Raw genomic sequence first — 12,275 nt, forward strand, 5'->3', positions numbered from 1 at the left:
ATAAAATATGAGTCTAAATTACCCAATCCTTGCTGATATTGATGAGGATTATGCTGATTATCTCCTTCAACTGAATCAGGACGATGAAAATATCCGCTTTGTGGCGATTATGAATATTGCCGATGAAGAACAAACAGAATTATTGGCTTGGTTACAGCACGCAGTGTTACATGATTCTGCAAGCAAAGTTCGTGAGTTGGCCGCCACTCGTTTAGAAGGTTGGGAGGATGCGACGTCTTTACATACTTTGGCTCAAGCTTTGAGTGATCCTCATGAGAATGTGCGTACCGCTGCAGCGCAAAGTTTAAGTGAAATTAAACATGCTGAATCTGCTGATCATCTGGCAACATATTTGCAGCATCAAAATGACTTTGTGATTGCTTCGATTTTGAGAGCAATCAGGGAATTACGGGCTGAACCGTTATTCGAAACCATCCTCGAACATGTTCAGCATCGCAATGCCTTGGTCCGTAAAGAAGCAGTCAGTACATTGTGTTGGTTGCAGAAACAGGAAGGCTTAGCAACCTTAGCACATATCGCACAGCATGATGTTGATACTGAAATCCGCCGTACCGCCACAGGTGGCTTGGCAGCAATTCAAGTTTCAACACCCAAAATTTTATCAGCTTTACACAGTTCTCTCACAGCCGAGGCATGGCAACTCAGGGTCGAAGCTGCCTTGACCATTGGAAAATTAAAGGTCCTTGACTTAGAACAACCACTTTTGCAACAACTAGATGACCCTTATTGGCAGGTTCGCATTGCAGTTGCGCGCAGTTTGGGTTTACTCAAATCCAAAGCGGCAATCGCCAAACTCCAAGAAAATTTCCAGCATGACATCAGTAACCTCCGTAAAGAAGTTGCGATTGCCTTGGGAGAAATTGGTGGGGAATCCGCTCAGCATGTTTTATTACAGCATGCCGAAGATCCTGATCCGGAAGTACGTAAATCAATTCGAATTGGACTAGCACTCATTCAGGAGAAACAATATGTCAGTTGAACCTTATCAGCTTAATGTCGATATCGAACGGCAACGCCTTTTTCTCTCGTGGGAGGATGGAACTGAAAAAGATTTTAGCCATGCTCATCTGAGAGCCAGTTGCCCTTGTGGATTTTGTCGAGCAAAGCGTCTGCGCCAAAAGGAAATTCCAACTCCAGATCATGTCTCTATTACAGCAATCTATTCTCAAGGTTATGGGATTCAAATCTGCTTTGATGATGGGCATGAACAAGGGATTTTTCCTTGGACTTTTTTAAAAGAACTGAGTCAATAAAGAAGATTCAAAATGATAAGCTCTATTGTTAAAACTAATCATTTTGAATTATGAGGCAAATAGAATAGATCATCTAAATTGTGATCTTCCCTATTTTATTGCAATCAAAATATAAAGTTCATCGAGTAGATCAAAATGCCACTCGATGACGTTCTAAGTTAAATATGATGAATTTCTACTGAGGCATGCACAATTTCCTCATGAATCGCCAGCGCGGCTTTGACCTGATCAGGATTAAGATCGGTCAATGTCGTTTCCAGACCTACAATACATGAGAACTTGCCTCTCCCCACTTTCCACACATGCAGATCGGTAATGTCAACCTGTGAAAACCCGGCAATCACCTCACGTATTTCCTCAACCACAGGATGACCCATTTCGGCATCCAGTAAGGTTTTACCGGTTTCCTGCATTAGCCCCCAAGACCATTTCGCCACCAGCAATGCACCCACAATTCCAAGCAAAGCATCCAGAAAATTCCAGCCAAAATATTTGGCCGCAAATAAGGCAATAATCGCGAGCACTGAAGTGACAGCATCAGCAACCACATGTAAAAAAGCTGCTTTTTGATTTAAATCATGATGGTCATGAGCATGATGATGTTCTTCATGATGGTGGCTATGCGAATGGTGATGGTCATGAGCATGATGATGTTCTTCATGATGGTGGCTATGCGAATGGTGATGGTGATCATCATGACCACCTTCATGTAATAGCCAAGCACAGATCAGATTGACCATCAGGCCAATAATCGCAATCGGAATCGCTTCATTAAAATGAATGGTGACAGGATTAAATAAACGCTCGAGTGACTGAATCCCCATCAACAGCGCGACCACCATCAATAAAATCGCACTGCTATATCCCGCCAGAATTTCAATTTTCCATGTACCAAAACTAAAGCGTTGATCCTGCGCATAATGTCGCGCCATACGATAGGCAAAATAAGCCAGTCCCAAGGCCAGCATATGCGAGCTCATATGCCAGCCATCGGCAAGTAAAGCCATCGAATTAAAAAACCAGCCGCCCAGAATTTCCAGCACCATCATCACCGCAGTTAAAAGGGTGGCAATTAAAATTCTTTTTTGCGCTAAAGGATTTCCTTGATCAAACTGATGAGAATGACGTCGTTCTAGGTTACTATGCTGCATTTATTTTAGTCTTCCAATATACTCGCCCTAGTATATATTTTTTAGGAAAAAAAGTATGTCTCACCTCCATCAAGATAAGAAAATTTTAAATCGTCTTAAGCGGATTCAAGGACAGTTCGCAGCAGTCGAGAAATCAATCACAAATCCTGAAAGTTCTTGCATAGAAGTTCTACAACAGGTTGCAGCAGTCAAAGGTGCGGTGAATGGTTTAATGAACCAGTTGATCGAACAACACTTAAAAGAACATGTATTAAAAGGTGCTGATCATGTCGATGAGGAAGAAGTCGAAAAGTTTTTCACCTTATTACAACGCTATTTATAAATACCAAATGGTGTCACTCAGTTGCTCGATCTCGGCATGATCATGACTCACATACAGCATTGGGATCTTGATTTCCTGTTTAACGCGTTGAAAAAAGGGAATGATCTCGGCTTTATGCGCGGTATCCAGTGCAGACAGTGGCTCATCTAAAAGCAGCAATTGTGGCGAGTACAGTAAGGCTCTTCCCAAAGCCACTCGCTGTTTTTCTCCCCCAGACAGCTTAATCGGCATACGTTCCAGCAAATGCGCCAATTTCAGCAACTCTACAATATAGTCCACTTCGAACTGACGTTGTTGTGGTGCAATATGCTTAAAACCAAACAGTAAATTCTGTTTGACGTTTTTATGTGGGAACAATTGCGCATCCTGAAACACCAAGCCTACGCGACGCTGTTGCGTACTGAGATGAATATTCTGACCTTGATCGAACCAAGTCTGATGCTGAATTTTAATCCAGCCCGATTGAGGTCGGATTAAGCCTGCAATGCTGTGTAATATGGTGGTTTTCCCCGAACCAGAAGCCCCAAATAACCCAATTACCGTCTGATCAGACTGAAAGCGTTGATCCAGACAAAATTGCCCTTGCTGTAGCTGTATATGACAATCAATCATGTTGAATATCCACGCTTATTTTTCTGATAACGATTGAACCACTGTGCAAACCATAAGGCAAAGAATGCCACCGATAAAGACAGGATAATCAATCGCCATACTGCGGCTTCGGTATCGGGTTGCTGCATCAAACTATACATTGCCAACGGTAAAGTGCGGGTTTCGCCAGCAATATTGCCAACAAAGGTAATCGTTGCACCAAACTCACCTAAACTTCGGCAAAAACATAAAATAGCACCAACTAAAATACCACTACTGGCGAGCGGTAATGTCACCTGCATAAACGCCCCAAAGGAAGATGCACCCAAGGTTTTCGCTGCCAGCTCCAAGCGTTGATCGACCAGTTCAATCGCCAGCCGAATCGATTGTACCAATAAAGGAAAGCCCATCACCGCGGATGCCAATACCGCGCCTTTCCAGTTAAAAGCAAACTCTAAACCCAGCGGTGCAAGATATTGCCCCAACAGTCCCCGATTACCAAACAATTGCAGCAATAAGTAGCCGGGCACGACAGGTGGCAAAACCAAAGGTAAGAACACCAAGGTCTCAAATAGTGACTTTCCCCAAAACTCTTTGCGGGCCAATACCCAAGCCACTAAAGTTGCAGGAATTAAGCTAAACACCAGACACGCTGCTGCCACTTTGCAGGACAGCTTGAGAACTTCAATTTCTTCAGGGCTTAAGATCATCATTTAGTTACTGCAACACGCTAAACCCATATTTTTTAAATATCGTTTTTGCCTGTCCGCTTTGTAGAAATTTATAGAATTTGACCGATTCCGCATTCTTCTTGGTTAAACCCACGGGATAAATAATTGGTGGATGCGTATTTTCGGGAAAGATACCCGCCACAACCACATCTTTGCTGATGGCAGCATCCGTCGCATACACAATACCGATTTGACACTCACCACGCGCTACAAAGTTTAAGGCGGCACGTACATCTTCTGTTTCAACCAATCGTGGTTGAACTTTGTCCCACCACCCTAGTGAGCTCAACGCCTGTTTAGCATATTTCCCGACTGGCACACTTTTGGTATCCCCTGTACATAGCTTGCCTTGGATGACTTTACTTGGATCAAAACTTTTATCTATTTTTAATTTTAGTGGGTGATCTTTGGGGGTAATCACAACCAAGCGGTTGCCCAATAAATTAATCCGATCTGCTGCTGTAACCAGCTGTTTATTCTGTAAATAGTCCATCCATTGTACATCAGCTGAGATAAACACATCAGCGGGTGCACCTGCCTCAATTTGCTTGGCTAAGGTTGAAGACCCTGCATAAGAGGTTTTGACCTCAATGTTATTTTTTTGCTCATAGATTGCATCGAGTTCATTCACTGCATTTGTTAAGCTTGCAGCTGCGTACACTGTAATTGCGTCCGCGGCTATTGCATGGGTCTGCATCAATAAACTCGCCCCGAAAGCGACAGCACAGAGATAGGTTTTTTTCATCATTGTTGGCATTGTTTTGTCCTCGATTTTCGATATGTTTTTAAAAATATATCGCTTAATAAAGATACACTAAAAATAACAATTCGCCAGTGTTGTTCTTATTATTCATTCACCAGTTTGTAACGCTATCAAGTATTGAACCGTATGTGTTGTAATTAGTATTTTTGGATGCAAAAACAAAAACACGCCTATTCGTACATCAAGTTAATGATGCTGAATAGACGTAGTCTATCTTGAGTGAATAGCAGGAGTTGTTATTTTAAGATTAAGGCAACAAAATATATAAGGTTTTACCATTATCTCTTTTTAATCTTCTATTAATCTAAGTGAAGACAAATAGGCTATTTTTCAGGATCCAAATAAATAACGCCTAAATCAATTTTCTTGTAGTGGTTAAAATTAGATTTACCTTCAGGAACCTGTTCCACATAAGCCGATGAATAATCAAAAGATCTAAACTCATAACCTTTGAAACTTATGAAAATCTCTGATGGAAAATAACTATGTTTCCGTGTATTCGGTTTTATAAAATAATAGGTTTTTCTAACAGAAGGAATTGTAAAATGACCATCAGCTTTTAATTTTACTTGTGCATCTTTGTCACTGGTTTGCCCATTAAAACCCATTTCACCAGTTTGGTTGGCTAAAGGCAATTTAGTCCTACGATCATAAATATACCCTACAATTTCAGGCGTGAAATATAGAGTGTGCTTTGTACAGGCTTGGCTAATTAGTATCACAAAAGCAAGAGAAAACCATAAAATACTTTTTTCCATTTTTCAGATCCCTTTAGTCCTTGATACTTATATAAATACGTCTCTGGACTCACCCCTATAAGTATCACTCTTTTACGCTATCCCGCAGAAATAAAATATTTATAAATAAATTACATACCTTAAAAATTCATATAAAACTCTTCATCACTCACGCAGAATTAACCGCTATCGTTTGTGAATCTTCTTCCTTTTGAACTACACACTTGAACGGCTTGATCTTTTGATAGATTAAGCGCTGAACCAGACCTAGATAAACATGAATGATTGATGAACTCATATTGTCGTAGATATTTCCCCTTTTTAATTTCTAATCTAATTTGTGTCTCTAAAGTTCCATCTTTTAATTTTGAACTGTCAAAGCAAAAAATATACGGACTATTCTTATTCGACAAGTTCTCTAAACTTTCTTTATAGATTTCAATAGACATTTGTTCGTCAAATGAATTTCCCTCATCGTTAAATGAGCTATCAAATAAACCAAACTCACTCGCGGCATTAATGTCATTTGTTTTGACTGCACAAAGCCGATGACCCGAAAACTTATACTTAAAATCTTCAACCCGCTTTTCTTTACAACCTAAAAGAAAAACAAGCAATAAGATGATAAAAATTTGTTTTAACACCACCACAATCTCATCCCAAAATGAAATGCGGAACCTCCTTCGATCTATTCATGCTCTATCTGTTATTTGATCAAAAATCTGTTCTTTCGGGCAATTTTCTAACTCAGGAATAAGAACAATTTGAGCCCTTTGCTAAATCAAAGGGCGTTAAAAGTCTTTACCCTCTAACGGCTAAATTCTGTTTAGGCAATAATTTACAGCCGCAAGATAGTGGGTCATTCACTCTAGCAGCAGCTTTACCCATGACTTGCATATTCGGATCACCAGCGACTATCGTCGCCACAGTTTTATGTTTTGGACAGGTTGCCTTATCCCCAACACAAGCAATCGGAATGCCTTCAATGAGAAAGCTGCTATTTCCACTGATGACCTGCCCACCACCTGTGGTTGGACAACCAACAACGATATAGGGTGTTGCCATAATCCCATCCCTCACATTTGGATTTATGAATGATTAAAGTACTTCAAATTCAATGCGGCGGTTTTTCTTACGACCGTCTGCAGTTGCATTATCCGCAACTGGTTGACTAGAACCTTTACCTTCGGTACTTAAACGATCCGCAGCAATACTTTTACCCACCAGATAACTTTGTACCGCTGCAGCACGTTGCTGACTTAATACCGTATTCTTATTGGCATCACCAGTGCTATCGGTATGCCCAATAATTTTGACTTTTTTGCCACCAACCTTATTTAACGCCACGGCCATTTCATCCAGAATCTGTTGTCCCGCTGCAGTCAGAATGGCACTCCCTGATTCAAATTCAATGATTCGGTTCTTCAAAGCATCATCAATGATTTTTTGCTCAGCCTGATTCACTGAAAGTTGGGCATTGAATCGATACGGTTGTTGGACCAAAGCCTGAAAACTGCTGGCAGTCGGTTGAATCTGATTTGGGTCGGTCATTTTACCGGTTAAATCAACCTGAGTTCCTCTAACACGTAACTGACCTTGTGAAATCTTCTTCAGATCAGGAGTGATGACGCGGGTCACTGAATCACTCCAGCCACTCGGCGCTGAAACTGGGCGCACCTGAATTTTGTCCACGACTTGATCTGCACCATAAACAGACTGCATTTTGACCAAGATTGCCTGCTTGCTCTCCTCATTGGGCACCACCCCCTCTACCACAATTGGTGCAGCATGGAGCAGATGGCTTTGACCTAGAACACATAAGCCAAACAGTAAACTTGCCCAGATAGATTTCGGATTATTTCTCATATTCATTCATCTAAAAAAGTTTGTCTGAACAGCTTCAAACCTTGGTTAAGGCTCAACTGACGCTGACAAAGTGATTGTTCGAGTGTGGCAAGGCCGGCATTCTGCTCCAGATAGGCATCAATCCATTGTGCTTGGATTAAGGATACCCAGTGCTCGCTCTGCATGTTTTGGGTAAAAATATCGCTGAGCGCCATGATATCGGCACCTTGGAAGCCAATGAATAAAATTGGTTCTTCACGATGCAAGATGCCAATCAGGATTTCAGTATTATTGATACCTAAGAAGCGTCCAATCATCCCAACCCAAAATGCTGCGATTTCATAGCAATACATCGCATTATTGATGGGTAGGATCAGCACCTTATTTAAACGACTGGTACCATTTTTTAAGATTGGTTGCAGCAAAAGTCCCAATCCGATCATGCTCTGTGCCAGTTCATAGACATTGATTTTCATCAATTGGGCAAAGGAATGCATAGTATGGTTTTCATAAAAACCATTACATTCTTCTACAGTGAAAATCTGAACCACATTCGGTAGGTTGTTGAGCTTCTCCAACATAATATTGGTATCACGAATACTGCGTAATACCCGATTGCGCTGGAATAAATCGACCAAGACTGACTTGTAGTAAAACGGCGCTAGCAAGAGATTCTGATAAGGCTGCTCAACTTCAAGTAATTGACTCAGTACCATCGGAAATGCACGTCCTGAGCTGTCTTGGCTGGCAATTAAATTGGCAGCCAAAAACATTGGCTCAGCAGGATTGGCAATAAAGAAATCCAATGCAGGTAAAGATTCATAACGCTGCTTAAAATCTGGTGCACGCATAGCATGCTCAAGCGCTTCTGTAATCCACTGATCTAGCACTTGAATTAATGCGTATTGCCCTTTGGATTTCAGAAAGTCACCACGAGCCGGTGTCTTTCCATAGTACAAAGCTGTCGTTTTTACTTGTTGCATCCAAGCACCTCCTGCTGTTCCCTGATCATCCCTAACATTACGGCGTTACTCCTGACTGGGCAGGTGCAGTGGTTTGTGGCTTTGGTGCAACAGTTGCAGCAGCCCCCGCAGGTGTCGCTTGCGCAGAGACCACACGTACCGCTTTCTCTGTCACCACTTTATCCACCAGTTGCAAGCCTGCATAACCACGGCTAGAGCCAATACTGCCCGAGCTATTGCCACTAATGAGGCGGAAGTTTACTTTCAGTGTTAAAGATGGTTCCGTTTTGCTGGTCCATGTCATTTCAAAACTACCATTTTGCTCTTTACGCTGTGCTGCATCGATCAAACGGTTAATCCCGTATTCACCCGGCTCTTCAAAAATCGTATGGGTTTTGCCTTCCAAATCGACTGCAGTAATTCGTGCGCCTGGTATTGCACCTTGGTTCGGCCATACGAAGTTCACCCATTGCTGGATTCCGTTTTCAAACACCATACGTTGACCATCAATATCAATGGTATACGACAGGTATTGTGGATTCGGTAATGGGTAGAACTGGAAGTTCGATTGATTAGATACAGGTGCAGCTGCAGGTTGATCGAGGCTACCTGTCGCCATGCCATTGATCGGTGCGACATATTGCTGGAATGCCACCACAAATTGTGGATTTAGGCTAATGCCTAAGTCTTTCCATGTTTTCGAGGTCAAGACATAACCACGGCGGATCACAAATGGATCTAAAGCTTCTTTTACAAAGCGTGCAATGCTACCCGTCTCACCAAAGATTTGACCAATTTCATTACTGGTGGCTTGTAAGGTCACACCAGAATTAAATGGATATTTCTGGCTCAAATTGGTTTTAAATGGTTGATATGCTTGGATACCCCACAATTTATTCAATTCATCTTGAGTCGGCACAATCAAGCTAGAAAAAGATTGTGTCAGTGGCGTCATCAACAATTTTTGTAATAACTGTTGATCAGTGTCTTTTAACCCCACCATCATCTTTTCATCCACATATTTCTGTGTGGTATTAAAGACTGAAGTTTGATCATTGATCGTTTGTTTCACCAAAGCCATCGCACTTGGACCAATCTCACCTGCTGTTTTCAGGTCATTGAACTTGCTACGTACTTGGGCAAGATTGTTCATGTACTCATCAAATAATGACTTATCTTGTAAATCATCACGTTTACGTACCAATTGATAGAACATTTGATATTCTTGCGAAATTGCACCTTGTGCACGGTCCATGGCCTGAGCTGCGGCTCTATCATCTGAATTTTTCAAAACTTTGCGTTTAAACCAAGCGACAAAGCCTTTTTCAGGAACGGCAAGTTCAGCCTGGACAATTGGATTATCCCAGTTGGTTTCAATTGCAATACGTTGTAATAAAGTACGAATTGGTGAATTTTGTGGTTCACCTAAAACATCAATACTTTTCACTTGCTGAGCGAATTGATCATTTTTGGCATAATAAATACCGTTCAGGAATTTTTTCCATTCCATCACATATTCTTGCTTATACAGCGCGACCAATTGTTTACGGATTTGTTCTGGGCTACCTGAGAAAGTTAAATCGTCTGATTGGCGGCTATTCAGCACCCAGTCTTTGCTATCTGTTGGCTTATTCGCAGCTTCATCAATTGCCTTTTCAACATACTCATCCCATGCTTTTTGCGTGAACACGCCCGGTAATGCATAACTACCCAAGACAATGGCACGGTTTTGTTCACCTACAATTTGCCCAACTGTGACTGCAGGGAAACGTACCGCAGCACGCATCTTAATCTCGTTATAGACACGGTCACGTGCTGGCATCCCACGAATCACAGACAATAAAACTTGACGGGTTTGGTCGACCACTTGTGCATCGGTTTCAAGTACAGGGAAGCCGTCTTGATTGGCCAAGGTCATGGCATAAGAAAGGATCTTCTCTGCATCCTGAATCATTTCACCACGTGGCATTTGCCCACGATTGGCATCCAACCAAGAACGCCAGAAACGAGACACTTGGTCACTTAAATGACTGGTATCCATATATTCATGGTTACTCATCATCAAATAGGCTTTTAATGCGTTATAAGCATCTTGTGGATTGCTATCCGAAGGCTCTAAATACTGCTGTGTTTTCGCAACTTGCTTGATTTCGACATTGACGTGATTGGCTTTTAAAGTTGCCTCATTATTTTTAACACGCTGTAAATATTGCGCAATATTTTGCTGTGTTGGAGTCAGAACAATTTGCTTGATCCCTTTCAAATACTCGGCTTTTAAGCTCTCGCGTAATTGATTACCTTGATAGAGACCAAAGCTGAATTTAAGCGGACGATGCTCATCAAATTCATCGAGCTGTTGCAAGCGTTCTTGCAGAATCAATAAGGCTTCGAGTTGAGTTGATAATTGCTGCCCAGAAGTTTTTTCCAGATGCACCACTTTATCTAAGTCAGCCTGTACATCCGCAATCAATTGCTGATTATTGCGATATGACCAAACCCATACGCCCAAGACCAAAGAAACCCCAACCAATGCTGCAATAAAGCCAATATAGCGCTGACGTTTTTTTGCAGGATTGATGTGCTGTTTCACCAGATCTTTATCTCGCAAAATCACATTAGAGAAAAGACCTTGTAAGAAATAGCCATGGTTGGGTGCAAGCGAAGCATTTACGCTGTCTTGATCATTGCCTTGAACTTGCTGCAATTGAAACTCTTGCGCAATATTCTCGGTCATTGGGCTTTCAATCACACCTTCTTGTAAGGCACTGGTAAAATAGAAACCACGGAAAATCGGTTGGAACTGATATGGATTATCTTCAAATAATGTGCCGACAAAACTTTTTAGCGCGGGTTTGAGTGTTTTAAATTCCAATGGGAAGGTCATGACACTCGGTGAAATATTTTGCGAATGGCGACGACTTAAATGCGTAGTACTGACACTTTTCAAACCGTCATAAAGAATGCTGTAATGTTTTTCGAATAATTCCACTGCATTCTGAGACGAGTTCTGCTCATAAGGTAAGGTTGCACCCCACGCCTGATTATATTCTTGTGATTCATAGCAATCAAAAAACTCCGTAAAGCCTGCAATCAAGTCCATTTTAGAAAAGACCAGATAAACAGGAACCACGACCTCGAGTTTTTCTGTTAAGTCTTGAATTCGAGCGCGCAGGTTTTTGGCTAATTTTATTGAGTTCTCAGGACTCTGGCTGATCAATTCGGCAATACTGACAATCAGGACCAAACCATTGACAGGGGCTTTGGAACGGTTTTTCTTTAGAATATTTAAAAAGCCCAACCATTCAGAATGATCTTCGGAATAAACCGAATAACGGCCTGCGGTATCCAGTAAAATCCCTTCTGTAGAAAAGAACCAATCACAGTTCCGTGTTCCACTTAAACCCGCTGAAACCATTTTCTGATGTGTTTCTTCAAAGGGAAACTTCAAACCAGAATTATAGATCGCAGAACTTTTACCCGCAGCAGGATTACCAATCACCATATACCAAGGTAATTCGTATAATGCAGCATTGCCCTTTTTATCACCCAATTTAGATTTACGAATCAATTGAATGGATTCTTTCATCTGCTGCTGAATTAACTGTAGCTCTGCTTTGTCTTTGGGTTGACCATATTCAGCTTGGCTGTCTTTCTCAATCGCATTGGCCAGTTCTTCACCTTGTGAAGCATGGCGTTTTCTTTGAATCAGCCAATAGATACCATAGACGATTAAACCCAATGCATAGGTCGCTGCCAATGCCCAAAAGATATGCCGAGGAATAGACGAGTATGAAGAAATCAGTGCCACGAATAAGGATAAAGCAATAATAGCTTTAGGATTCGTGATGTACTGCCACAGATAACCTAAAATGATATACATTGAGTTCTCGAATTCTTAA

The 12,275-nt window shown here is 41.5% G+C and carries 13 protein-coding genes; 3 read left to right on the forward strand and 10 right to left on the reverse strand.

What is annotated here, in order from left to right:
• Window positions 1–7: 7 nt before the first annotated feature.
• A complete protein-coding gene (locus tag F993_RS08755) occupies window positions 8–1,000 on the forward strand; it encodes a HEAT repeat domain-containing protein (protein ID WP_004654728.1) in 993 nt (330 codons plus the stop codon).
• Entirely contained in the window at window positions 990–1,274 is a 285-nt protein-coding gene (locus F993_RS08750) for a gamma-butyrobetaine hydroxylase-like domain-containing protein (RefSeq protein WP_004654730.1), read from the forward strand. Before F993_RS08755 ends, F993_RS08750 begins: the two co-directional genes overlap by 11 nt.
• Window positions 1,275–1,432: 158 nt before the next feature.
• Here the strand turns inward: F993_RS08750 and dmeF are convergent, their stop codons facing one another.
• Window positions 1,433–2,425 (reverse strand): CDF family Co(II)/Ni(II) efflux transporter DmeF, encoded by a 993-nt coding sequence (dmeF, locus tag F993_RS08745; RefSeq protein ID WP_004654732.1) that lies wholly within the window; start codon window positions 2,423–2,425, stop codon window positions 1,433–1,435.
• Window positions 2,426–2,480: 55 nt separating this feature from the next.
• On the opposite strand from dmeF, the gene F993_RS08740 reads away from it, so the two are divergent.
• Window positions 2,481–2,747 (forward strand): metal/formaldehyde-sensitive transcriptional repressor, encoded by a 267-nt coding sequence (locus F993_RS08740; protein ID WP_004654733.1) that lies wholly within the window; start codon window positions 2,481–2,483, stop codon window positions 2,745–2,747.
• Here F993_RS08740 and F993_RS08735 read toward each other — a convergent pair.
• The 9 genes from F993_RS08735 to tssM all read right to left on the reverse strand — a co-directional run bounded on the left by F993_RS08735 (window position 2,742) and on the right by tssM (window position 12,256).
• Window positions 2,742–3,359: an ATP-binding cassette domain-containing protein gene (locus F993_RS08735; RefSeq protein WP_004654735.1), complete on the reverse strand. Its 618-nt coding sequence runs from the start codon at window positions 3,357–3,359 to the stop codon at window positions 2,742–2,744. The two genes, F993_RS08740 and F993_RS08735, sit on opposite strands and share 6 nt — an antisense overlap.
• Window positions 3,356–4,051, reverse strand: coding sequence for a molybdate ABC transporter permease subunit (gene modB, locus F993_RS08730; protein WP_004654738.1), 696 nt, complete (start codon window positions 4,049–4,051; stop codon window positions 3,356–3,358). Before modB ends, F993_RS08735 begins: the two co-directional genes overlap by 4 nt.
• A 4-nt stretch (window positions 4,052–4,055) precedes the next feature.
• The gene (modA, locus tag F993_RS08725) at window positions 4,056–4,826 is read right to left on the reverse strand and encodes a molybdate ABC transporter substrate-binding protein (protein ID WP_004654739.1); all 771 of its coding nucleotides are present in this window, start codon (window positions 4,824–4,826) and stop codon (window positions 4,056–4,058) included.
• A 329-nt stretch (window positions 4,827–5,155) separates the two neighbouring features.
• The gene (locus F993_RS08720; RefSeq protein ID WP_004654741.1) at window positions 5,156–5,590 is read right to left on the reverse strand and encodes a hypothetical protein; all 435 of its coding nucleotides are present in this window, start codon (window positions 5,588–5,590) and stop codon (window positions 5,156–5,158) included.
• A gap of 158 nt (window positions 5,591–5,748) precedes the next feature.
• Window positions 5,749–6,219: a hypothetical protein gene (locus F993_RS08715; protein ID WP_004654743.1), complete on the reverse strand. Its 471-nt coding sequence runs from the start codon at window positions 6,217–6,219 to the stop codon at window positions 5,749–5,751.
• Window positions 6,220–6,370: 151 nt separating this feature from the next.
• On the reverse strand, window positions 6,371–6,634 hold the full coding sequence (locus tag F993_RS08710; RefSeq protein ID WP_004654745.1) for a PAAR domain-containing protein: 264 nt from the start codon (window positions 6,632–6,634) through the stop codon (window positions 6,371–6,373).
• A gap of 33 nt (window positions 6,635–6,667) precedes the next feature.
• A complete protein-coding gene (locus tag F993_RS08705; protein ID WP_004654748.1) occupies window positions 6,668–7,441 on the reverse strand; it encodes an OmpA family protein in 774 nt (257 codons plus the stop codon).
• Complete coding sequence (gene tagF, locus F993_RS08700; RefSeq protein ID WP_004654749.1) at window positions 7,438–8,397, reverse strand: type VI secretion system-associated protein TagF; 960 nt, start codon at window positions 8,395–8,397, stop codon at window positions 7,438–7,440. Before tagF ends, F993_RS08705 begins: the two co-directional genes overlap by 4 nt.
• A gap of 37 nt (window positions 8,398–8,434) precedes the next feature.
• Window positions 8,435–12,256, reverse strand: a complete 3,822-nt coding sequence (tssM, locus tag F993_RS08695) for a type VI secretion system membrane subunit TssM (protein WP_004654751.1) — start codon at window positions 12,254–12,256, stop codon at window positions 8,435–8,437.
• Window positions 12,257–12,275: the final 19 nt, after the last annotated feature.

The organism is Acinetobacter proteolyticus, from assembly GCF_000367945.1.
In the GTDB taxonomy this organism is placed as follows: Bacteria; Pseudomonadota; Gammaproteobacteria; order Pseudomonadales; family Moraxellaceae; genus Acinetobacter; species Acinetobacter proteolyticus.